At 41.1% G+C, this 23,402-nt stretch carries 20 protein-coding genes and 1 pseudogene; 12 read left to right on the top strand and 9 right to left on the bottom strand.

Annotated elements, in window-relative coordinates; genetic code table 11:
* Window positions 1-4 precede the first annotated feature (4 nt).
* Window positions 5-1,201, bottom strand: a complete 1,197-nt coding sequence (locus tag NST81_RS16190) for a hypothetical protein (RefSeq protein ID WP_156179268.1) — start codon at window positions 1,199-1,201, stop codon at window positions 5-7.
* A gap of 87 nt (window positions 1,202-1,288) precedes the next feature.
* On the opposite strand from NST81_RS16190, the gene NST81_RS16185 reads away from it, so the two are divergent.
* The 4 genes and pseudogenes from NST81_RS16185 to NST81_RS16170 all read left to right on the top strand — a co-directional run.
* Complete coding sequence (locus NST81_RS16185) at window positions 1,289-1,975, top strand: glycosyltransferase family 2 protein (protein WP_003353000.1); 687 nt, start codon at window positions 1,289-1,291, stop codon at window positions 1,973-1,975.
* Window positions 1,976-1,990: 15 nt separating this feature from the next.
* Complete coding sequence (locus NST81_RS16180; protein WP_341030293.1) at window positions 1,991-2,374, top strand: DUF2304 domain-containing protein; 384 nt, start codon at window positions 1,991-1,993, stop codon at window positions 2,372-2,374.
* The gene (locus NST81_RS16175; protein ID WP_341030291.1) at window positions 2,361-2,729 is read left to right on the top strand and encodes an EamA family transporter; all 369 of its coding nucleotides are present in this window, start codon (window positions 2,361-2,363) and stop codon (window positions 2,727-2,729) included. Before NST81_RS16180 ends, NST81_RS16175 begins: the two co-directional genes overlap by 14 nt.
* 92 nt (window positions 2,730-2,821) lie before the next feature.
* Window positions 2,822-3,097: pseudogene (locus NST81_RS16170) on the top strand (Bax inhibitor-1 family protein); the annotation flags it as partial.
* A gap of 157 nt (window positions 3,098-3,254) precedes the next feature.
* Here NST81_RS16170 and NST81_RS16165 read toward each other — a convergent pair.
* From NST81_RS16165 to murJ, 5 genes are all read right to left on the bottom strand, one after another.
* On the bottom strand, window positions 3,255-3,773 hold the full coding sequence (locus NST81_RS16165) for a PTS sugar transporter subunit IIA (protein WP_048624186.1): 519 nt from the start codon (window positions 3,771-3,773) through the stop codon (window positions 3,255-3,257).
* Window positions 3,774-3,888: 115 nt separating this feature from the next.
* Entirely contained in the window at window positions 3,889-4,677 is a 789-nt protein-coding gene (locus NST81_RS16160) for a MurR/RpiR family transcriptional regulator (protein WP_341030289.1), read from the bottom strand.
* 110 nt (window positions 4,678-4,787) lie between these two features.
* Window positions 4,788-6,122: a 6-phospho-alpha-glucosidase gene (locus tag NST81_RS16155; protein WP_048624184.1), complete on the bottom strand. Its 1,335-nt coding sequence runs from the start codon at window positions 6,120-6,122 to the stop codon at window positions 4,788-4,790.
* 226 nt (window positions 6,123-6,348) lie between these two features.
* Window positions 6,349-7,944, bottom strand: coding sequence for an alpha-glucoside-specific PTS transporter subunit IIBC (locus NST81_RS16150; RefSeq protein WP_048624183.1), 1,596 nt, complete (start codon window positions 7,942-7,944; stop codon window positions 6,349-6,351).
* Between the two features lie 487 nt (window positions 7,945-8,431).
* Window positions 8,432-9,949 (bottom strand): murein biosynthesis integral membrane protein MurJ, encoded by a 1,518-nt coding sequence (murJ, locus tag NST81_RS16145; protein ID WP_341030287.1) that lies wholly within the window; start codon window positions 9,947-9,949, stop codon window positions 8,432-8,434.
* A gap of 565 nt (window positions 9,950-10,514) precedes the next feature.
* Here murJ and NST81_RS16140 point away from each other — a divergent pair.
* From NST81_RS16140 to NST81_RS16120, 5 genes are all read left to right on the top strand, one after another.
* Window positions 10,515-11,798, top strand: coding sequence for a nucleotide sugar dehydrogenase (locus tag NST81_RS16140; protein WP_003352990.1), 1,284 nt, complete (start codon window positions 10,515-10,517; stop codon window positions 11,796-11,798).
* A gap of 16 nt (window positions 11,799-11,814) precedes the next feature.
* Window positions 11,815-12,531 (top strand): WecB/TagA/CpsF family glycosyltransferase, encoded by a 717-nt coding sequence (locus NST81_RS16135; RefSeq protein WP_048624553.1) that lies wholly within the window; start codon window positions 11,815-11,817, stop codon window positions 12,529-12,531.
* Between the two features lie 58 nt (window positions 12,532-12,589).
* On the top strand, window positions 12,590-13,687 hold the full coding sequence (locus NST81_RS16130; protein WP_048624181.1) for a glycosyltransferase family 4 protein: 1,098 nt from the start codon (window positions 12,590-12,592) through the stop codon (window positions 13,685-13,687).
* A gap of 370 nt (window positions 13,688-14,057) precedes the next feature.
* On the top strand, window positions 14,058-15,515 hold the full coding sequence (locus tag NST81_RS16125) for an O-antigen ligase family protein (protein WP_048624180.1): 1,458 nt from the start codon (window positions 14,058-14,060) through the stop codon (window positions 15,513-15,515).
* A 483-nt stretch (window positions 15,516-15,998) separates the two neighbouring features.
* Window positions 15,999-17,165, top strand: coding sequence for a glycosyltransferase family 4 protein (locus NST81_RS16120; RefSeq protein ID WP_048624179.1), 1,167 nt, complete (start codon window positions 15,999-16,001; stop codon window positions 17,163-17,165).
* Window positions 17,166-17,354: 189 nt separating this feature from the next.
* Here the strand turns inward: NST81_RS16120 and NST81_RS16115 are convergent, their stop codons facing one another.
* The 3 genes from NST81_RS16115 to NST81_RS16105 form a co-directional block, all read right to left on the bottom strand.
* Window positions 17,355-17,660: a hypothetical protein gene (locus NST81_RS16115; protein WP_341030280.1), complete on the bottom strand. Its 306-nt coding sequence runs from the start codon at window positions 17,658-17,660 to the stop codon at window positions 17,355-17,357.
* A gap of 72 nt (window positions 17,661-17,732) precedes the next feature.
* Entirely contained in the window at window positions 17,733-19,094 is a 1,362-nt protein-coding gene (locus NST81_RS16110) for a glycoside hydrolase family 3 protein (protein ID WP_048624177.1), read from the bottom strand.
* Entirely contained in the window at window positions 19,094-20,500 is a 1,407-nt protein-coding gene (locus NST81_RS16105; protein ID WP_341030278.1) for a zinc ribbon domain-containing protein, read from the bottom strand. The genes NST81_RS16110 and NST81_RS16105 overlap by 1 nt, the downstream gene beginning before the upstream one ends.
* A 187-nt stretch (window positions 20,501-20,687) precedes the next feature.
* On the opposite strand from NST81_RS16105, the gene NST81_RS16100 reads away from it, so the two are divergent.
* The 3 genes from NST81_RS16100 to NST81_RS16090 all read left to right on the top strand — a co-directional run bounded on the left by NST81_RS16100 (window position 20,688) and on the right by NST81_RS16090 (window position 23,153).
* Window positions 20,688-21,176, top strand: coding sequence for a zinc ribbon domain-containing protein (locus NST81_RS16100; protein WP_048624175.1), 489 nt, complete (start codon window positions 20,688-20,690; stop codon window positions 21,174-21,176).
* Window positions 21,177-21,190: 14 nt separating this feature from the next.
* Window positions 21,191-22,807 carry a zinc ribbon domain-containing protein gene (locus tag NST81_RS16095; protein ID WP_341030275.1) on the top strand — a complete coding sequence of 539 codons (1,617 nt, stop codon included), beginning with the start codon at window positions 21,191-21,193 and terminating at the stop codon, window positions 22,805-22,807.
* 211 nt (window positions 22,808-23,018) lie between these two features.
* Window positions 23,019-23,153: a hypothetical protein gene (locus NST81_RS16090; protein WP_004439483.1), complete on the top strand. Its 135-nt coding sequence runs from the start codon at window positions 23,019-23,021 to the stop codon at window positions 23,151-23,153.
* The last annotated feature ends 249 nt before the right edge of the window (window positions 23,154-23,402 follow it).

The raw sequence follows: 23,402 nt of genomic DNA, 5'->3' as shown, positions 1-23,402 counted from the left end.
CTCATTATTTCCCGCGGAATAACTGTCTTGGCAAAAGAGAAGAGAGAAAGTAGCCGCCAAAGAGCAGATAGACCGGAATAATCGGAACGCGGTAACGTTGTCCACCGACGAGTAGACCGAGGGAAGTCAAAACGGCAAATCCCAGTATAAATAAGATCAGAAATAAAATTTCCAGCCGCATTTTCTTTTCTTTCCATAAACTCCAGACGATTCCGGCTATGCTGATGAAGAGAGTCATCCAATCGAGGGCGTCAATCCCTTGGAAGAACAGACCGGTTTTCAGCACAAGCCGTTTGATCGTTTCGCCGGGGTAAGAGAGCATGTAATGAACGGCTTTTTCTTTTAACAACTCGCTTTTTTCTGATAAGCTCAATCGGCTGTATGAAAAATACTCAGGCTCTACAAATTGGTCGACGATGGTCGTTGCAAAGAACGCCACTTTCGTATGAGGATTATTGGCGATATATAGATTTTGCCCGCTATAGTTTTCCAAAAGCACAAATTTCCCGTGAAGAGACCAGTTGTGAAGCCCATTGGCGGCTAAACAAACAACGGGAATCAAAAAGGCGAGAATCGTCGCGGCTCGCAATTTTTTTGTCCGCCAATATAGGAGCCATAACAGGCCGAGCAGCAAAAACACATACATAAGATGAGGCCGGAATAATAAGCTAGCCGACAAAAGCGCTACGGACGTTATCAGCCATTTTGTTTTCTTTTCGTCGCGAATAAAGCGCAAGATGCTGTATAGGATTAAGAGAATAAACGTAATAAAAAGCGTTTCTGTCAGCAAATATTGCGGACCGTTCAACAACAAGACAGGATGAACAGCATACAGAAGCCCGGCCGCCATGCCCGATTTGAAACGGTGAAACAATTGTTCTCCCAAAAAGGCAAGAAGGACGCCGTTGAATCCGTAAACGACATACTGAAAAAGAATAAAAAGTTTAGCGCTGTGGAAAAACGCAAACGGCACTAAAAAAATGGAGAACAGCGGGGGCACAATAATGTCCTCTTTGCGGACGGTGTTGATCATCCCGTTTCCCTTGACGAAATTTTCGGCTATATTAAAATAAAGCTGACCATCCGGAGTAATGCGAAAGAATTGTTTTCCGGTTTGATATAAATAAAAAAGTAGTATTGCTTCCGTAAGAAGAAACAAGAATACATAACCGATTATGTTTCGTTTATGAATCGTTGGCATATGGAGATCCTTTCTATTGTCATTTTTCATTTGCATTATATCATGAAAATTCTGCTTTGAATTTACAGAGCCGGAGGATTTTGTCTTATGGAAAAAATCTTGATCATCATCCCTGCCTACAACGAAGAGGACACGATACACCATACTGTAAACCGGCTTCGAAACTCCTGCAGCTATGATTTTATTGTCGTGAATGATGGGTCCACCGATCGGACGGAAGAAATTTTAAACGAACATCAAATTCCCCATATCAGTCTGGCGGCGAATCTTGGAATCGGCGGAGCGATGCAAACCGGCTATATTTATGCGTACAGGAACGGATACGATTATGCGATCCAATTGGATGCCGACGGCCAACATGATCCGAAAGACTTGGAAAAATTAGTGCAGGCCATCACCGGCTCCGATTACGATATGGTCATCGGGTCTCGATTTGTGGAAAAAACCGGGTATAAAGGCAGTTGGATCAGGAGATTGGGCATTTATTATTTTTATTATATGTTAAAATGGATTGCTCACATTAAAGTAACCGATCCGACATCGGGCTACCGCATTGTCAACCGCAAAGTAATGAAAGAGTTTGTCCGCCACTATCCGGTTGACTATCCGGAAGTGGAAGTATTGGTGAAATTGGCGCACCAGCATTTCAAAATAAAAGAGATTAAAGTGGAAATGAATGAACGGCAAGGCGGACAATCTTCCATTACACCGTTTCGATCCATTTACTATATGTTAAAAGTCACGTTTTTTTCTTTAATTCGATCGGTTTTTTAAAGGAGCGTTATGTATATGGGGTTTGTGCAAATCATTTCGATTGTCATGGCCGTGTTGTTTTTCGTGCAAGTCGTGTGGCTAACTTCCAAAAATAAACTGCAGGATCAGCAGGCGTTCCTTTGGCTGGTTTTGTCTGTTGCGGCGATCTTGATTGCATGTTTGCTTCCGGTTTTAAATCGATTGGCACGGGCCGTTGGCATTTCGTATATGCCGTCTTTTATTTTTGTGGCGGCTTTTTTCGTCGTGCTGACTTTGCTGATGTATCATACGATTGTTTTATCCAAACAGCAGGCAAAGTTGACCAAAGTCATTCAAGAACAGGCCTATGTAGAAAAAGAACTGGAAGATCTGAAACATTCGCTCAGAGCGGAAAAGGAGGAACGCCATGACGAAGATTAATTTTGTGCTGATATTGGTCAACACTCTCATATTGGTGAGCGGACAATTTTTATGGAAATACGGGATGATGAAAAGCGGCCAAAGTTTTTCCTCTCTTTTGGGGATTTTGAAGCTGCTACTATCGCCGTATATATTGACCGGTTTGATTTTGTACGGGGCTGCTACGGTGTTGTGGCTGTTTATTTTATCGAAAGTTCCGTTAAGCGTGGCGTACCCGATCCAATCGCTTGCCTACGTGTTTGCATTGTTTGGGGCCTATTTCTTATTCGGAGAAACGCTGACGAGTTGGAAAATAGCAGGCGTGCTGCTCATTGTGGCAGGCGTAGCCATGATTAGCGTTCATAGCGGAAGATAAGCATTTATATGTCTAAAGAAAAAGACGAGGGAGCAGCTCCTCGTCTTTTGTCTTTTGGATGAATCTTAATAGAGTTCTGAAAAGCAAGTGAGTTTTTGGGCACCATTATATTTGTCGCCTTATTAGCGTTTGTGTTCATTAGCATTTTTAATATTTTTAGCCCGTTAACTTCCGGTGGAATGCTCGTAAGTTCGGTCATCGGGTCCATCGTTTTCTCTCTTTATATACTTTTTGATGTCAACCAAATGAAATACCGTCACATTACGGAAGAAATGGTTCCGGCATTAACATTATCTCTGTATCTGGATTTCATTAACTTATTTATCGATATTCTTCAATTCCTCGGTATTTGGGGAAGAGACGATTAAGACCGGTCAAGAAACTTGTCAAAGCCCGGCAGAGATTTCTCCGCCGGGCTTTTCTTTGTACTAAACATTTTGATATTCGCCATTGGTCCATTCTGCCATGCGTTTATTTGGTTTTCGTTGTGATAGCCGTATGGGTAAGTCGCCATATTGTATCGTATTAAAGAGATTCTTTTTCCCACATTTTCACATGACATGTCAGCAAAATTTCTCCTTTTGTTACGACGTGATGAGCGGCGTATTCCAAACTTTCCACTTTTTCAAGTATGTTTGTAATGATCACAGGAGTTACTATTTCTTTATTCTTTCTTTCTAAATACTCCAAATCCACCTTTAATAAAGGCTCTCCGGTTTTTACGATTTGTCCATTTTGAACGAATACTTCAAATCCTTCTCCATTTAATTCTACTGTATCTAAGCCAATATGTATAAGGATTTCCAATCCTTTATCTGAGAGGAGACCTATTGCGTGTTTTGTAGGGAAGATTTTCACGATTTTTCCATTGGTTGGAGAAACCACTTTTCCGCTACTTGGGATAATGGCTAAACCGTCACCCATCATTTTTTGAGCAAACACAGGGTCAGGGACGTGCTCCAATGGTATCACTTCTCCGCTTAGTGGAGAATATAATTCTTCAATCACTTTTTTGGCTCTTTTACGAAATACATTTTTTAACATGTCTCAACCCATCTTTCGTGAATAGTTTGAGTAAGATAGAATAACATAACATGAAAAGGGGAGATTACCGTATTCCAAAAAGTCTTAGAAGAATGCCTTTGAGTTTGAGTGCTTTTCAATTAATGGATCCTTGTTCATCGTTTTGATCACTTTCTTTTTGTTTTATAAAATCTACATAATGGTGAAAAAGCATTTCACCAACAATAAAGAAAGAAGAAAACGTATTCAGTTTTGTTCCATCCTTTAGTTCGTTGCATGAACTATAGGCATATAAATTGTATGGAGTCATTCTTGCCAATCGATTGTTTTTTAAATTCGTGACGGAAATAAACGGGATTCCTTTTGCGACTAACGATTGAACGGCTGGAAAAATGGATGGAGTGTCACCAGAAAACGAAATGATGATGATCAAATCGTTCAATGTTAAATCTTTGATGATCATTTCAAACTCAGTTTGTGCTTGGATCACATGGAAATATTTCTGCACGGGAAGAAACATTCGTTGTAAATCGAAAGCACAATTTAATTGAGCGGTTCCTGTTCCGTAAACAAATATTTTTTCAGTATGATAGATCAAACGGCATATTTCGGAAAAATCTGTATTCTTCGCATATTTTAATGTTTCAAGAATATCGTTTCTTAAAATTTCCACTCCACTTTTGTGGATATTCGGATCTTTTTGGTCTTGCCATTTCAAAAATACTCGAAACTCGCTATACCCGCTAAAGCCTAGTTTTTGTGCTAATCGTAAAATGGATGAGCGAGAAACATTACATTTCTCTGCTAAACTATTGATTCCTAATTCATAGCAGGAGCTTTTGTTGTTTAAAATATATTTTAAAATATGAAGGTCATTATCATGGAGTTGGTTATAATGCTTATTGATCAACTCTTCAATTTTCATTTTTTAATCCCTCCTCTTGAAATAGTTTACCAAAAATTTCAAAAAAGAGGGGTGAAACAAAAAGTACAAATGGATGTCTGTACTTTTTGTTTCGTTTATTTGATCTAATGTTACACCGTGACTTCTTCTTTATGCAGTTCAGGCCAATACTCTTTATTCGCTTCCATTAATTCATCCAATATTTCCTTCGCCACCTTAGCGCTAGGAACAGTTTTGGATAAAGTTAAGGCCTGCCATAATTTTTGATAAGATTTTGTGATCCACGCTTCCACTACTAATTTTTCAACAGAGACTTGTTGTTCCATTAATCCTTTTTGAAATTGTGGTATTTCGCCGATGGACAGCGGTTCAGGACCGTTGCTGCCTACGATACAAGGAATTTCAACCATGGCGGTTGGATCGAAATTGGAAATAGCTCCTTTGTTTTCAACAATTAATAACATTCTTTCATGTGTGTTATAAGCAATGGCACGGGCTAAATCCACAATATAGGAGGCATGTTCATCCACATGAAGGGCGCATCCTTCAGTTGATTGATTTTCAATGACTTTTTGGCACTCTGAAAATACGAATTTTTCACGGCCATCCATCACTTCATTGGCTCTTGTATAATTCGGATTAGAATGTTCTACTACGTAATCTGGATATAGATAATATTTTAAGTATGTGTTTGGCAAAGTGTCCGGATCCACAGCGAAAACATCACGCGCTTTTAAGAACGTATCATTCCAGCTGGTCTCCGCATCATCATTTTTTACAACATATCCGTATTTTGCGACATGTTCTTTTAACTTAGGCATTAAATCATATCCATCTTTATCGCGAATATCCGTCCACCATCCAAAATGGTTTAAACCATAATATCGAACGGTCATTTCTTTACGAGAAGATAACCCCAAAATTTGTGCCATTCGATTTTCGATACCTACAGGCATATCGCATATATTTAACACTTTTGAGTTGGGACGTAAACGTCGGGTGGCTTCTGCTACAATGGCTGCCGGGTTGGAGTAATTGAGCATCCATGCATTGGGAGAATATTTTTCCATATAATCAATTAACTCTAACACTCCGCCGATTGAACGCATGCCATATGCAATTCCACCTGGTCCGCATGTTTCTTGCCCTACCACTCCATATTTCAATGGAATTTTTTCATCTAATTCCCTCATGGCATATTTTCCTACTCGAATATGAGCCATGACAAAATCGACATCTGTAAATGCTTCTTTAGGATCTGTAGTAGCAATAAATTGAATATCTGGGGCCTTTTCTCTTAAAATAACTTCGCAGGCTCCGGCTATGATATCTTGTCGTTCTTTATCATTGTCATAAAATTTTAATTTACGGATCGGAAATTGGTCTAAATGATCTAATAGCATTAATACAATCCCAGCTGTAAAAGTGCTTCCTCCACCAGCAATAACAATAGAAAATTTTTTCATTTTTCTTCCTCCTTCTCGTAGTGAACGCTTACATTCTTCTTATATCAAATAAAAAATTGCCAAACAATACCAATCGATCATTCTGTCCCTTATCACACTTTTTGTTCTTTTTCACATGAGGTAAACATTTTCTCAAACAGATAATTTTTAATATTTTGTATTTTTGAATTTCTGTTGAGCCGAAAAGGATACGCCCCTTTAAGAAACCATCGTTTTGTAATGGAGATCATCCAGTTTTGCTGCTTTCTTCAGCTAATATTTTTTCAAATTGTTCTCGTACTTGAGGAACGGATAAACCCACAATGACTTGAATGGCTTTTCCGTTACGAACGATACCATGTGCTCCAGCGGATTTGAATACACTATCCGTTGTGATTTTTGATTCGTCTTTCACACTTACGCGAAGACGTGTGGCACAATTTGTAACCTCCACAATATTTTCCGGGCCGCCTAGTGCTTCTAAATATTGGGCTGCTTGGGCTGCATATTCGTTGGCTACTAGATCACCGCTTTGCTTTTTCGCCTTGTAATCAGCTTTTGTATACAATCTAGTTTCTGTTACATCATCTTTTTCGCGTCCTGGAGTCGGAATATTAAATTTCAGAATTAGATATCGGAAAACAAAGAAATAAATAGCTGTAAAAGCTAAACCAATTCCCCATTGTGTTAAATACGTTGTACTATGATACTTAAATAATGGAATCCAGTTTGAACTAGCTATCTCAAGCAGTCCTCCCCCCATATTTCCGACAACACCAAATGCATACATAGTGGCGGACATAGTAGCCGCAAGCACAGCATGTACGGCAAATAACCAAGGAGCAATAAATAAAAATGTAAACTCGATGGGCTCAGTAATGCCTGCAATAATGGAAGTTAAAGTGGCAGATAGTAAAAGTCCGAAAATTTGTTTTCTTTTTTCGGGTTTTGCAGTCACATACATAGCGGCTGCGATACCTGGTATACCAAAGATTTTAGACATGCCATGTAGAGAGAATCCTCCTTGTGGGAACATCTCTTTCAGCGAGTGGGCAGATGTTGCGTAATCTTGCAGATGCTCGATCCAATGTTTGGCGATTCCTCCTTCCGTAACGGCAGGGCCATAAATAAAAGGACCGTAAATAAAATGATGCAAACCGGTTGGGATCAGAATGCGCTCTAAGAAGGTATATAACCACACCCCAAATACTCCGGAACTTGATAAAAATCCTTGTAAAGAGGCAACGCCATGTTGAACCATGGGCCAAGCATAGCAAGTAATTAAAGAAACGGGAAGCATGAGAAAAAAGGCAACAATGACAACAAAAGAGGATCCTTGGAAAATCCCGAGAAAGTCAGGCAATTTCGTATCAAAAAAACGATTATGCAGGAAAACCACGATAGAAGAAATAGCGATTGCCCCAATGATGTTTGTATCTAGGGTTTTAATCCCGGCAATCATTGTCAAACCGTTGAAGCCATTGATTTCTTGGTGAAAATCCACCCCAAACTGATCTCCCCAAATAGTTAAGATTGCGCTAATAAAATAGTTAAAGGTTAAATAGGTAACAAGAGCTTCCATACATGCTCGTGCATGCGCTTTTTTGGCTAAACCAATTGGGATTCCTATGACAAATAATAACGGCATTTGCCGAAAAACGGTCCAACCTCCTTCTTCCACGACAGTCCAGATTTTAGACCACATGCTATGCGGATCGGCGATGGATCCCATGATGTCGGGATTTTTAAACAATGTCGCCAACCCTACAAGTATTCCGGCAAATGGAAAAAGCAGCACCGGAACAAACATAGCCCCGCCAAAACGCTGGATTTTTTGCATCATACCCATTCACTCCTTTTTCCTATTTTCATAATCTAAAAAGAGCAAAAACAAGGATGGCCACCATTCGAAGATGCATCTTATAACAAACGAAAGCGCTTTCTTTATTTTTATAACACATGCTTTTTTTCGTTCACAATATTGGGACAGAAAACTGTTCGTAATCACTTTCATTGTTCGTTTTCTCAAAATGAGGGAAATTTCTCAATCGACTTAATCGATCACTATATGGATGGAAGTTTGGCTTTATTCTTGCAGACAAGCAAATGATTTCTTCTTCGGAGAAACGTTGACAAGTTGGAAAATAGCAGGCGTGCTGCTCATTGTGGCAGGCGTAGCCATGATTAGCGTTCATAGCGGAAGATAACCATTTATATGTCTAAAGAAAAAGACGAGGGAGCAGCTCCTTCGTCTTTTTGTCTTTTGGATGAATCTTAATAGAGTTCTGAAAAGCAACGGATCACACCGCTTATGCTTGTCCCGTTTCCGTTTAAATGGCACGTTTTTTTCTTTTTAAGAAATTCAGCATTTGGTAGAAACCTTCCCGATAAAACAGATACAGCCCTGCGACGTAAAAGACGACTCCGAGCGGCACCAAAATCAGGATCTGCCATAAAGGATAAAGATGATAAAGCGGCAGCGTTTCCTTTATGGCGATCAGTACGACCGACATCACAATAGTCGGCGGTAAAGCTTTTACGATCAATCGAAATAGCCGCACTTTTTGGGACGGATGAAAATCCTTATAAATCACAATGGCCGTGACGATCAAGTAATAGAAGGAAACGATGGAACTGGATAAAGCAAGCCCTTTATATCCTAATGGTTTGATTAAAATCCAGTCCAACAGTGCGTTCAGCAGGATCGTCGTAACGGTCACTCTGAAAATGATTTTTGTTTTCCCCAAGGCGTACATGGCTTTAGAAACGATATATTGCATGCCTTGCGTAACAATAATGGGCAGAAAGCAAACAAGCGCCATATAAGTGTAGTGCGTGTCCATCGCTGTAAATTTTCCTCTTTGGAATAAAAAAGCGATTGCTTCTTGTCCGACTAAATAAATTCCTGCCGTAATGGGCAATAGGGTAACCAGAGAAATTTGCATTCCTGTATAAAAAATATCTTGAAACTTTTCCGGATCATCCAATTGTTCGGATAAAAGCGTAAAGATAATCGCCGCAATCGAAGTGGCGTAAATATTATGCGGGACGGATGTCATAAGCGATGCGTAATTTAAATAAGTAGCCGCCCCCGGAATGCTAGAAGCAAACGCCTTATCGACAAACAGATTGGTTTGGCTGACAACCGAGTTTAACAGCGAAGGGATCAAAAGCACCAGAAACGTTTTCCGAAATGTCGCATCTACATGAAGAGTAGGCTGCCAACGGAATCCCGTTCGATACAGATAGCTGAATTGGATGACCACGCCGATGAAAGTTCCGATGATAAACCCGTAAGCTAAACTGTTAATTCCCCAATAGCTGGAAAACACCAGAGCGAAAAGCGCACTGGTCAACGGCTGGACAAGCTTAGCGAATTGTGAAGGGACGAACACCCGATGCGCCTGTAAATAGGAATCTAAAATTCCGCTTAATGCCACTAAACTCATAAATAAAAAGAAAAATTGAGTGATAGCCACAGCGACTTTTTCTGTCTGTGGTGCCATGTGGCCATAAATGAACGGCACGATGTCAGGAACAAAGAAATAGCCGATCACTGTAATCACGAGGAAAAGCAGAACCGTAAAATTCATGACGCCATTCGCATTTCGTTCCGTTTGTTTAGCGTTCATTTTGGAATGGCTGACGTACAGCGGCAAAAAAACATTGTTAAAACCGCCGGAAATCATGTCCATTGCCAGGCTGATAAAAGAGAAAGCAAGAATATAACCGTCCGTCAGATGACTGACTCCAAATTCCCGCGCAATAATGCTTTCTCTCAGGAATCCCGACAGTTTAACAATGAAAGCTAAAATAGTCAGCCAAATGGCTGTTTTTTTCAAGGACATAACGAGACACCTCTTCAAAAATAAAATGCAACAGCCTTCCGAAACGGCAGCCGTTCTATAAGTAACGACTGTTGGAAGAGTTCATATGTTCATGTGTCATATAATGGGAACAGCGCAATCGATGTCCAATAAATGATGGAATGTCGGTCCTGCCCTCTTTTCGATCCAATCAATCCACCTAGAAAAGCCGCCTCGCAGTAAACACGATCTCGTGTTTTTGCAACGCGGCGGGGAACGGTTGATTTTGGTTATGATGGAGAACAGTCTTCATCCTTTATGACGAGGAAAATTTTCCTGCAAGGTGGATGGAACCCCAACAATTCACAAGGTATACAAATTTTAAATTCTATAAATGATTTATAATGATAGAGTTAAATAATGGATAATTTGGAATCCACTCAAGATGGTTTATATTTTACCATTGGCCTTATGAACATTCAATGTAAATAGTGCAAAGTATCAGTGAATTTGCTATACTATTTGAGTTGAGTACTATGCTTATTAATTTTGCGATTAAAAACAAATTTTTTGTTTTTCAATATCATCATAAAGAGAGGTCTTTCACATGCAAAAAATATGCGTAATGGGATTAGGATACATCGGACTTCCTACTTCTGCAGTTTTTGCGCAGGCAGGCTTTGATGTCGTAGGTGTAGACGTAAACGAAAAAGTGGTGGAAACGTTAAATAGCGGCGGGATCCATATAGAAGAAAACGGGTTGGAAGATGTCGTCAAAGAAGTGGTGAAAAAAGGAAAATTGCGCGCATCTACACAACCGGAAGAAGCGGATGTGTTTATCATTTCCGTCCCGACTCCTATTCATCAAGATGAAACCGCGGATGTAAGTTATGTGATCAGTGCGACGAAGATGATCCTCCCTTATTTGCGCAAAGGCAATATCGTCATTGTGGAATCGACCATTCCGCCAAGAACGATGGATGATATTGTCGCTCCTTTGATCGAACAGGCAGGATTGGATCCAAGAAAAGACGTGTATGTTGCCCACTGTCCGGAACGGGTGCTTCCTGGCCGAATTTTAATCGAGTTGGTGGAAAATACTCGTATTGTCGGGGGGCTGACGCCGGAAGCAGCGAAAAAAGCGGCAGATGTATATCGGAAAGTCGTGACAAAAGGCGAAGTCATTGAAACCGAAGCGTTGACGGCGGAAATGTCGAAGCTGATGGAAAATACGTTCCGTGATGTCAATATCGCCCTTGCCAATGAGTTGGCCAAAATCTCCAACCGACTTGGAGTGGATGCTCATAAAGTAATTGAACTGGCCAATAAGCACCCACGTGTCAACTTGCATCATCCCGGTCCGGGCGTAGGCGGCCATTGCTTGGCAGTAGACCCTTATTTTATCGTCGAAAAGGCGCCGGAAGAAGCGAATTTAATCAAGTTGTCTCGAGATATCAATAACTCCATGCCTGATTTTGTCGTAGAACAAGTAGAGAAATTGACGGCGGAATTGGCGAAACCGACGATTGCTCTTTGTGGACTGACTTACAAAGGCAACATTGACGATATCCGCGAAAGTCCGGCTCTTGAAGTAGTAGAAAAATTGATGCAAAATCCGCGCTATGAAATCCGGATTCACGATCCGCACGTTCAACCGGATCAAGTGCCATTTACGCTGTTGCCGTTTGAAGAAGCGATTCAAGATGCTCATCTTGTTGTGATTTTAGCGGATCACAATGAATTCAAACAGCTGGATCCTGCCGTATTGAAACAACGTATGAAAACGCCGGTAGTGTTTGATACGAAAAATTGCACGAATCTAAAAGACGCTGAGGGGATCACCCTTCATCGAATCGGCGATTTGACCAAATTAAAAGCAATTCAGGAATAAAGCAGGGATGTCAAAAATGGAAAAGGAACAATATTTAGGCGTCTCCGTTTCATCATTGACTTATGAGGAAATCATTGCCGACATTAAAAAGCGGATTGCCGCTGGGAAAAAATCGACCGTCATTGCTGTCAATCCGGAAAAAGTGATGGCGGCGAACCGCGACCCGCTTGTAAAAGAATTAATCAATGAATCCACTTACCAAATACCCGACGGAGTTGGCATGATTATTGCTTCCAAGTTAAAAGGCGGAAAAATTCGCGAACGGGTGACAGGTGTCGATATGATGGGGCGGCTTCTTCGTTTTGCCGCAGAGGAAGGGCACGGTGTATTTTTGTACGGTGCCAAAGAGGAAGTCGTCTCAAAAGCAAAAGAAAATTTGGAACGGCAAATTCCCGGTCTGATCATTTCCGGCTATGAAAACGGCTATGTTCAAGACCAATCAGCTCTTATTCAAAAAATCAACGATTCCAAAGCTGTCCTTTTGTTCGTCGCTTTAGGAAGCCCGAAACAGGAATTGTGGATAAGAGAACATATGAATGAGCTGAAGCATGTGAAAGTGTTTCAAGGAGTGGGCGGAAGCTTTGATGTCTATTCCGGGATGGTCAAACGGGCCCCGGCCTTTTTCCGAAAAGCAGGCTTGGAATGGTTGTATCGGTTAATAAAAGAACCAAAGCGGATAAAGCGTCAAATGGCGTTGCCGAAATTTGTCCTGAAAGTATTGGCCAGTCGTTGAAGAGGAAGATGGCTGGCCTTTTAAAAAGCAGAAAGCGCCACTTGGAGGGGAAGTTCGGATGAAAGTACTCCATGTTATCAGCGGAGGAGAAACCGGGGGATCGCGCAAGCATGTGATTACCCTTCTAAAACAATTTGCAAAGAATGAAGTCGTCTTGGCCGTATTCCAAGAAGGAGCTTTGTCGAAAGAAGCCCGGGAAAACGGCATTCATGTCGAAGTGTTTCAGCAAACTTCCCGCTATGACCTTTCTGTTTTAAAAAAACTGGCCCGATATATTCGGCAAGAACGGTTTGATTTGCTACACACTCATGGCCCTCGCGCCAATCTATTCGGTCTTTATTTAAAGAAAAAAACCAAAATTTGCTGGGTGACGACGATTCATAGCGATCCATCCCTCGATTTTATGAAAGCAGGAGTGAAAGGAAAAATTTTCACGGCGCTGCATCTTTATGCCGTGAAAAAGATGGATCATTACTTTGCGGTGTCTGAGCGGTTTAAGAAAAATTTAATGGCCGCCGGCATTCGTGGAGATCACATTACCACTATTTACAATGGCATTCATTTTACAGAAGAAAAAGCAGTTCCGGTGCCCAGAGCCGAACTTGGGGCGGACAAGGATGACATCTTGTTTGTCATGGTGGCGCGTCTGCATCCGATTAAAGGTCATGAAATCGTATTGGAAGCTCTTCAAAAGTTGGGGAATTCACAGGTAAAAGTGCTCTTTGTCGGCGACGGTCCGATTCGAAGCGAGTTGGAACAAGCCGTCGAACGGCGCGGCCTTTCCGAACAAGTCCGCTTTCTCGGCTTTCGAAAAGATGTTGAAGAAATTTATGCGGCGTCGGATGCGGCTTTATTGGCTTCCTATAGCGAAAGTTTTCCGTTGGCGCTGCTGGAAGCGGCCAATCAACATTTGCCCGTCATCACCACCGATGTAGGGGGAGTAAATGAATTAATTACGAACGGAAAAACCGGTTGGATTGTGCCGACTGGTGATGCCGATCTTTACAGGCAAGCAATGGAGGAAGCGATTTTCCGCAAGCAAAGAGGGGAGTTGGCGAAGATGGGGGATGACCTTTACCAACATGCCTCTCGACATTTTTCCTTGACGAATTTGTATGAAATGATTCGAAATACATATGAACGTTTGCTGTCTTAACAGTCGAAAGTTGCATGCTGATAGGGCATATGGTGTGAGGGTCTGATCCCTCCATGCTTTTTGAACCGATCAGGGGATAAACGATGTTGTTGTTATCCTGTTTTAGCATGGTGGATCCGGCCCTTTCCAGTTGAAGAAGCGCTCCTTTTAGATCCAAAAGTCTAGCAGGAAAGAATGATCGTAAAAGGGATTCCCGTTTTCTGTAACGGAGCGTAAATCATCATTCATTCCAGTCGCTTGTGTCGTTGACGACCATCTTAGGAATCATTTATAATCGGAAAAGTAGTGTTTGCGAAAAATTGCGTTTTTCCTTAATATTTCGACAAACATTGCGTGTCGAAAAAATAGAGTAAAAGGAAGGTTCAAATAGATGGCTGGTTTTCGAGAGAAGTATCAATACATCCTTGTTATGGTTTTATTTGTTTTGGTGGCACTCTTTTTTCCAAACAGTATGATCGGTTTGGCCGTTTCGCTCATAGTAGCTGCGCTGGCGTTTATTCGGCCGAAAGACGGTCTGTTGTTTTTGCTCATCTACTTTCCAACAAGGGCGTTTTTAATAGAGATAAATCCCTCTTTGAAAATAGCCGGTGATTTAATCGCCATTGCTGCCTTTTTAAGAGCGGTTTGGGATCAACGAAACGATTGGAAAAAGATGTTCCAATTTTCGCTGTTTGAATGGGGATTCTTTTTGTTCATTCTTATAGGTTGTGTGTCCGCGCTTATCACGGGGGTTTCCGTAGGGGCTATTATTTTTCAAGTTCGGGCTTTTGTGATTACATACTTGATTTTCTATACAGTGAAGCGGCTGTCGATTGAAAAAGAAGATATTCACCGCTTTTTATGGATTACTTTTACTATGTCTATGATTCTCTCCGTTCAAGGAATTGTCGAAAAAGTATCATTGCGGACTTTGTTGATGCCGGAAACATGGGTGGAGCGTTATATTTCTCCGACGAACCGGCAGCGCATTTACGGGTTGATTAACAATCCAAATGTTTTGGCTGTTTACTTAACGCTCGCCTTTATTTGCACGCTATATTTATCAACCCTTGTTTCCAAAAGAACGAAGCTGTTTCTCCTCATTGGTTCAGTTGTGATGATGGGTGTTTGGATTTTGACGTATTCAAGAGGAACGGCTATTGGCCTTGCCGTCGGCTTGATCACCTATTTGGCTTTGTCGAGAAATTGGAAAACCGTTGTGAAAGCTTTGCTGATCATCGTGCTGAGTGTAATAGTGATCAGTATTCCGGTGACAAAAGCGACGGAATTCGTCCAGAATATGAACGTGTTGAAAGAAAAGCCGATTGCGGCGCCTGATCAGCAAGGAGATGAATCACACGCGGAAAAACGGCTGAAAGAGACGTTTGAAGGCAGTACGATCGAGCAAAGTAAAAATACCGGCCGCTTGTTCATTGTCAAAAAGGGTCTGCAAATATTTAAAGACCATCCTGTTATTGGTTCCGGATTTTCGACATTTGGCGATTCAGCGTCAAAATCGTATTCATCGCCGATTTATAAACATTATGGGATCAACTTGAATATTTATTCGGATAATCAATATATTCAAGTAATTGCCGAAACAGGGGTGCTTGGGGTTGTTGGCTTTGCCGTTTTCCTGCTGGGAATGCTGGCTTTTCTCTGGAAAAACAGACATACGGTTTCCCCGTACGACGATGCGCTTATTTCGATATTAATTGCCGTTTATGTTTGCGGACTGCTTTATAATATTTGGGAAGACAAAACGTTCACCGCCTATTTCTATATGATCCTTGGAGGAGTGGCTTCTATGGCGGCAGAAACGTTTGGGCGCCCCTTAAGATTTAGATGAGAAACGCATCAGCAACAATTTTTGTAAAAAAAGGAGAGTATATGGCTGGCAGCCTGCTCTCCTTTTTTGTTTATATCCGTTCTTGGTTTTGGCGGAATTCGATCTGTTCCTTCGTTTTCTTCCGGTGCAGAGGGACAACTTTTCTCTTTTTCCGTATCGCTTGCGATACTATTTTCTGCTAAACTCTTATATGTAAGGTGGATAAGCGAATGGCCGGCGCTTTTTGAGTATTCGGTTTTTCTTTCAGACGTGCACTCGTTTGTTTATATCCGCCTACAAGAGAGAAAGGTGATATAGGGGTAACGTGGATAAAGAAAGTGCTGCTCCTAATGATGTATCACGTAGACACGATGAATGACCTTTTTGTGCAAGCAAGAAGAAGGAAAAAGCATGAAAGCACAGTCATAAAGGGTCACCCGTGCGATAGCTGAGAAACGATGGAATGAAAGATTCATTTTATTGATAAATAAGAGGAGGCAAATCATGAAAATTTTACTCGCCACGGCTTATGATTATCCTCATGCGGGAGGGTTGTCCACTCATGTGACGACATTGAAAGCGGGACTTGAGGAGCTCGGCCATCAAGTGGATATCCTTTCTTTTTCGGACGTGCCTGCATGGAAGCGGAAAGCGCTGGCACAAGGACCAAGCTTCATATTAAATAAGTTCAAAAAAGGAAAAGGCATTGTATGGTCGCACAAGATGAGGAGAAAGTTTCTTTATGGGTTGATCGAAGCCAACAAACAGAAAGGATATGACCTCATCAATGCCCAAGATCCTTTCACTGTATTAGCCGCATTGGCGACCGGAATCCCGACAGTGGCTACTGTTCACGGTTATATGACGTTTGAGTCCATCAGTAAAGGATCGTTGCTGGAAAACAGCGCGGAAGAAGAATACATGAAAGATATTGAAGTACAAGCCTATCGAGGTGCGAGAAAGGTCATCACGGTTGATCAGCGCTTGAAGGAGTATGTGAAAGAAGTTTCCGGGATCGATGCCACGGCGGTGCGGAATTTCATCGATATCCATCAATTTAAGCCGAATAAAGAGAAAAAACAAGAATATAGAAAGAAATATGGTTTGTCGGCGGATGACCGTGTTTTATTTGTGCCTCGCCGGTTGACCAGAAAAAATGGAGTGATCTACCCGGCTCTGGCGCTTCCAGAAGTATTGAAAGAATTTCCTCAAACCAAGCTGATTTATGCCGGCAGCGGAGAAGCGTTGGATGAATTGAAAGAGATTGTGGAAGAAAACCGTCTCAACGATCATGTTGTCTTTTTGGGAGCCATTCCGCACGATCAAATTAAGGAGTTTTATGCCCTTTCTGATGTCGTATTAGTTCCTAGCGTCCACTCTGCAGGGGTAGAAGAGGCTACTTCCATTTCTGCTTTAGAGGCGATGGGATCCGGCTCTCCTCTTATCGCCAGCGCGGTTGGCGGTTTAAAAGAAATTGTCAACCACCAAGAAGACGGCTTGCTCGTGGAGGAGAAAAACATCAAAGAACTAGTCGAGTCTATTGTTTACTTATTCCAACATCCTGAAAAAGGAGAGGAATTCGCAGCCAAAGCCCGTCAAAAAATCGAGTCGGAATACTCCCATATCTCCGCAGCGAAAAAATATGAATCGGTGTATTTAAAAGCCCTTTAAGATTGGATGATATGGAAATAACAAAGCGGTCCCTGTCAACGCGGGGACCGCTTGCAACATCAAGACCGATAACCCGATTAAGAGTTTTCGGGCCGATCAATTTTAACTTCCAAAACCCGCAGCAATTAAAAAAATCTTTCTTATCCTTTCAAACGAAAGACTGCGACCATCCTTTGAGATTAACATTTCTTAATGATCCGGTTTAAGATAAAAAGTTTCTTTGTTATTCCTGTTCCAGCTAATGGTCACCTCGATTGGTTCATTGTCCTTTACTGTACAACCATTGCAGCTGGAGGGGATTTGAATGGTGGTCCCCTTATGCTCCTCATCGTTCAAAGAAGGTTCCTCGTCGTTAACGATAATTTTAAGATTCTTAAAAATCGTCGTATCATCTCCGTTTTTATAATGGAAAATATATTTTCCGTTTTCACTATGGCTATCTATGGTCGCCGAGTATTGATCTTCCCAGTGATCGCTATTTCCGGAAAACTTCATATAATTATTATGGCTACAACCAATAAGGAATGACACCATTAAAAGGATAATGGTTCTCCTTTTTGTTCTTGGCTATTGTTGTTTTGTTTTTTCTTCAGACAATCCGTGATTTTGTTTGTATTGTTGAATGATAAGGGCATGTTGTTGGCTGCCGACTATTTGATCTGCTTTATTCGCATCCACTATTGGTTGGTCAACGGTGGAAAGCTTAAATAGCAGTATTCGCTTGACGGCCTCGTCAATTCGTGATGGCTTCACTTCTCCCTTGTGAACCGCCTCTATAATCCCGTTATACACTTCCAATTGGTGCTCATACTCATGACAGACAAGGAGAAGATCTGCTCCGGCATTTAAGGCATCTTTTCCTAAGTCTTTGTATGAGTAGTATTTATTGACTGCGCCCATTTCTAAATCATCGGTGACGACGATTCCTTTGTATCCAAGCTTGTTTCTCAACAGCTTTTGAATAATAATCGACGATAAGCTTGCCGGTTTTTTTGCGTCGTAGGCAGGATATTTTAAGTGTGTCACCATAACAAAGAAGTTTTGCGGATCCGTTTCCTGGATGATCCTTTTAAATGGGTAAATATCCGAGTTTTCCAAGTCGAGTTGATTGGCTTTAACGCTTGACGTATCAATATGCGGATCGATTGAACTGCGCCCGTTTCCCGGAAAGTGTTTTAAGACGCCGGTAATATGGGAATCGTTTAATCCTTTTAACACCATTGTTCCTTTTTCATAAACGTCTTCGGGCTGGCTGCCAAGCGAGCGGCTATCTTTCGCCGACAAATCCAAAACGGGAGCGAAATTGATTGAAATACCCATAGACGCTAATTCTTCGCCATTGAGTTTAGCGATCGAATAAACTTCTTGTGGTGAAGCGTATTTTCCTAATTCCTGTTGGGAAGGAATAGGCGATACTTGATTTCTCATGCGCAGAATATCCCCGCCTTCTTGGTCCACTCCAATCATTAATGGAATGGAAAAAGGATTGGATTTAAGAGCAGACTGCTGCAACGAATTGGACAATTCCGCTGTTTGTTTTGCCGATTTCATGTTTCGATCATAATAGATAACACCGCCGATATATTTGTGTTCAATCAGATCGGCAATTTTCTTGTTTGGAACAGGGTTTTTAAACCCTACCATCAGCAGTTGTCCCACTTTTTGTTCTAATGTCATGGCTTTGACCAGCTGTTCGACCTTTTCGTTCGGGTCTTGAATTTTATCGATTTTTTTCTTGGCCTCCATTTGGGCATTCGCTGTTTTCAGCCGCTCTTGTTCTTGATCAACTCGCTTTTCTTTGTTGTTTTGTTCGTTTGTTTCAGAGGCCAGTTTAGCCGGGTTGGGAACAGATTGAAAATGCCAAACAGCCAGTGCACATGCAGCTGCGATGACGAGGCAAAGAATATAAAGAGTCTTTTTCTTTTGCATTATTCTATAACCTCTGAGTTTATTTTTTTAATGGCAGGAGAGTCTAACTTCCATTGATCTCCTTCTTTCACCATGCCCCATGTTCCCTCCCACTCTTGTTTCAGTGTACCTGTTTCTTTGGAATCGTATGAAGTAAGGTGGAAGGAGACGGTTGCCCGATTGTTGTCCAAATAGACGACTGAAAAAGAATCAACATCGTTTTGATAATTGTCCTTTATTCCGTTTACCCAATCATCATAGTTTCTTTTTTGTTTCTGTCTAGCGGAAAACAAATCAAAGGCTTTTTCATATTCGTGGCTGGAAATACACGCATAATGGGACATTAAAACGTCTTCCAGCTCATTAGCAGTATTTGTACTATCCGTAAAGCTATCCATATCGTCTCCATCTTCAGCGAGAGGAAGATTGTCGAAATGGAGATCTACTTCTTGATCAGGTTCATGAATGGCCACTTCATTGCTTTTGAACGTTCCGGCAGGCAATTTTAATTTTGCGGAAATTTTCGTTGAACCATCCGTTTCCACGGGGCCGAACTCATCTATATCTCCCACTCGCTTGCCGGTGCTTTTTCCGTTCACATAAACAACAGCACCATCATAGTCAGAATATATCGTGACGTGATCCCCTGTCAGATCCAGATCAGCGTATAAATTATGATCGGTTGCATCCGTTTTCGGATCGAGTTCTTTTTTGTCGGAAACATTGGCGTATTTTCCCTCATAAAAAGCTTTGACCGTATGTTCCGAAGGCAGGAAGGGGCCGAAAGTTCGTTCTTTATCTTTTTCGATGTAACTCATTTTTTTGTTGTCAATGTATAAAAGAGAATGATTTCGGTTAACCGTTACTTTAATAAAAAACGGATGAGGAACAATTTTGTATTGGTCAATCAGATTCCATTTTTTATCTGATTTTTCGATGCTGACAAATGGTTCGTCTTCTGGTTTCACAACTTCGACCCCGTTTTCCAAAAGACGAGCATCATTCCTCAGTTTTTTGATCATGCTCGTATACTCGTCCGGATTTTTCTTTAAATACTGAATGAATTGTTTGGCTCCCTCTTCGTCAACTTTCATTTCTGTTTGGCCTGAATTGAACAGGTTGGCAAGTTCTTTGGCATTTCCCTGTTCGACTGTTTTATTGAAATGTTCCACTAATTTGGACGGTTTATGGTTCGATTCCGCTATTTTGTAAGCAAAAAAAGCGGCTGCCAATACAATCACAGATATGGACAAAATGATTTTGCTTTTCTTAGAAATTCCTTTTCCTGAAAATGATTTCAATCTACGGCTCGGGCTTGGTGTTTCCGGCCCGACAGGCTCAGAGTTTTCTACTGCGGCGCCACAATGAGTGCAGAATCCTTGCCCTTGCTTTAATTTTTGGCCGCATTGCTTGCAATAAATTTCCAAATAAGCCCCCTCCTTTTTAAAATAAACCATGACAATCGGACTATTAATATATTACTTGAACAAGATAAAGTTCACAATGTTTTCTGGAAATGAAGTTATATTTATCCAGATTCATAAGCCTATAGTTATATACAATAATGGATCTATATGATAAATTTGTAATATCTGACCATAAGGAGGTATGGAAATGGGCGAATTGCAAACTAGAATTGGAGGGGGTTTGTTTAAGATCAAAGGTGGTCTTGAGCAAGGTAAGCAGAAGGTCCTATTGACCCAGGAAATCCTCCAGCACAAAAAAGTGATCGAAGAAGCCGGAGCCAAGCGGGCAGATTTTATTCTCCAGCTAGGGGAAGAGGTTTATAGAAAAATGAGATCCGGCGAATGGGAGCATAAAGAGTGGAGTGAGAGAATAGCTGAGATTGCTGGGCTTGATCAAACCATTTATAGGGCCAAACAAGAATTACAAAGACTGAATCAAAAGTTTGGATCTGATAATGTTTGCCGGCAATGCGGGGCTCAAGTGACCCCTTTGGACAAGTTTTGCGGCTCCTGCGGTGCGAAGGTAGTTCGGGAAGAAGACGTAAAAGAGACCGAAACAGTGGCTTGCTCTTTGTGTGGTGAACAAGTTCCTGTATCCGCCCAATTTTGCAAATGTTGTGGGACAAAAATGCATTGACAGGAGGTGGAGCAATGTATTGTAGATCATGTGGTGCGGAAAATAGTGATTCCAGTAATTACTGTTGGCAAGATGGTGCGTATTTAGCGGGAGATGGAAGAGCGTATCAACTGCTAACGCCGAAAAATGAAAGTGTCTATTGTTCGAATTGCGGTGAAAAAGTGGCGGAAACGGACAATTATTGCCAATCCTGCGGCAAGGAGTTATTTCTTTATAAGGGTGCTGAACGGGAAAAGCAAATAAAACCTGCTGTTTCATTGGGATTTCCTGCTTTTCAATTTTCGTATTTAAAAAAAGCCTTTATTCCGTCTATTAGCGCTTTTATACTCATGTTAATTCTTAATGCTGCGTTATTTCTTTTTGAGCAGCACAAGTTTGATGACCTGATCCAAAACATAAGCGAAAACAATCAATATTTTAATTTTGTAGAGGATCTTTCTCGTGAAGTAAACACCGATTTATATCCATTAAGTCATCCAATAGGATTGACCGATGTCGTGATGTTTACTCATTTGGTGGAGCCTACCTTTCACTTTAGCGTCAATGGATCTGCAGGTTATGGAGACACAGGTTCAATGAAGGGAACATTACATATTGATACTTTGTTTTTATTATTGATTTTTATTCCGATTTTTTCCTCGTTTTGCATCGGGGTTTTCAAGGGACGGAAGCAACGGACTGATAGCTTTTATGAGCAAATCTATACAGCTGCAGCCATTGGATTGATTTACGGTATATTTTTAAGCGTGTTTTCTCTTTTTAGCGGTTTTTCATTTGATCGATCTTTTGCAAGTCAATATTATAAAATTCATTTGGACTTTCATACTTCTTATTCATTTATTCAATGCTTTTTTACGGGTGGCTTCATAGCAGCGATCTTTAGTTTGATCGGCATGTTATTTGCCCGAGATTACCGCCATTTTACCAGCCATTTAATCGGGAATGTATCATTTGGACATGCCATTCACCAAGGGTTTTCAACGTTTATTCGCGGACTCGTCAGTGTGATGGCGGTCACCGTTATCGTTGTTTTGATCCAAGTAAACAAGTGGAAGGAAAATTTAGCGCTCCTTTTAGATGTCTCTGGTATGGATAAAATGACGGAAAATACGTCTATGTTTGCCACATTAGTCGGAACGCAGCTAGGGGCGTTCATTTGGAACTTATTGCATTTATCACCGCTCACTAATCATTGGAAATGGGAAGACAGCGAGGGGAAACTTACATATTCCTTGTTTTCTGGTTTAAATAGCTCACATCCGGAATTCCTTCCATCGGATGCGGATTTGATGAATTTACTGGATCCTCCCATTTATTTAAAACTTGCGGTTTTAATCCCCATTTTCTTGTGTCTTTTCGCCGGCTATCGGCTGACGATGAAAAATGGATTATCCTTTAAGGAAATCGCAGTTTTTAGTTTGACTTACAGTTTTTTTATGCTTTGTTTGGCCGGAATTTCTAATTGGACTGTAGGAACCACTTTCTTTTCATCTGATAATAATTTAGAACAGTCCTTTCATTTTTCTTTAGGATTTCATTTGTTTGGAGTCTTTATTCGCAGTTTGCTTTTTTCTTATCTGTTTGCCGTTTTGGGAGGCTATTTGGCCAAAAAGAAACACATCGTGAACTGAGTTGAGACAGAATAAAGAAAGTAAGCGTTGAGGCAAAGCTCGCTTGTAAGCTGGTCTCTGGAACGGAAAATACTTTTTTCGGAAAATCCCGGAGAAAGATCACTGACTCTGGCGCCATGAGGCAGTTGTTTCTTATTTGCGAACGATCGATTAAAAAACTTCTGCGGCGGGAAGAGTATAAGATAGAACACGGAAAATGGGGAGTGATAAGATGAAGAAATTAGCGTGGACAACGTTGGCTCTGGGAGCTGCCTATTTGCTTCGAAATAAAGAATCCCGCCAAAAACTCATGCGCCAGTTTCAAGGGCTTAATCCTAATTCTGGAAACAGCCGTAATGCTCGATAAAAGAGAACTCTTCCCTTCATTGGGAAGGGTTCTTTTTTTGTCCAAAATAAAAGGCGGTTTTTGAAGATTGTTCATATAGTTCTTTCTTGTTTTTTGGGATGGTCGCTAGGTAAAAAGAAGCAGTATTGAAGGTCGCAACACACATAGGATTTATTTTATGTAAGAAAAGCTAACGATGTGACTGATTTGAATACAGATTTTTCGGATTTTTTTCAATTTATAGTCTTGATTCAATAGGAATAACGTATT

It is taken from the genome of Bacillus sp. FSL W8-0223, from assembly GCF_038006805.1.
GTDB classification, from domain to species: Bacteria; Bacillota; Bacilli; order Bacillales; family DSM-4216; genus Bacillus_O; species Bacillus_O smithii.
The sequence above is the reverse complement of the archived record's forward strand: the minus strand, read 5'-3'. Positions and strand labels throughout refer to the sequence as shown.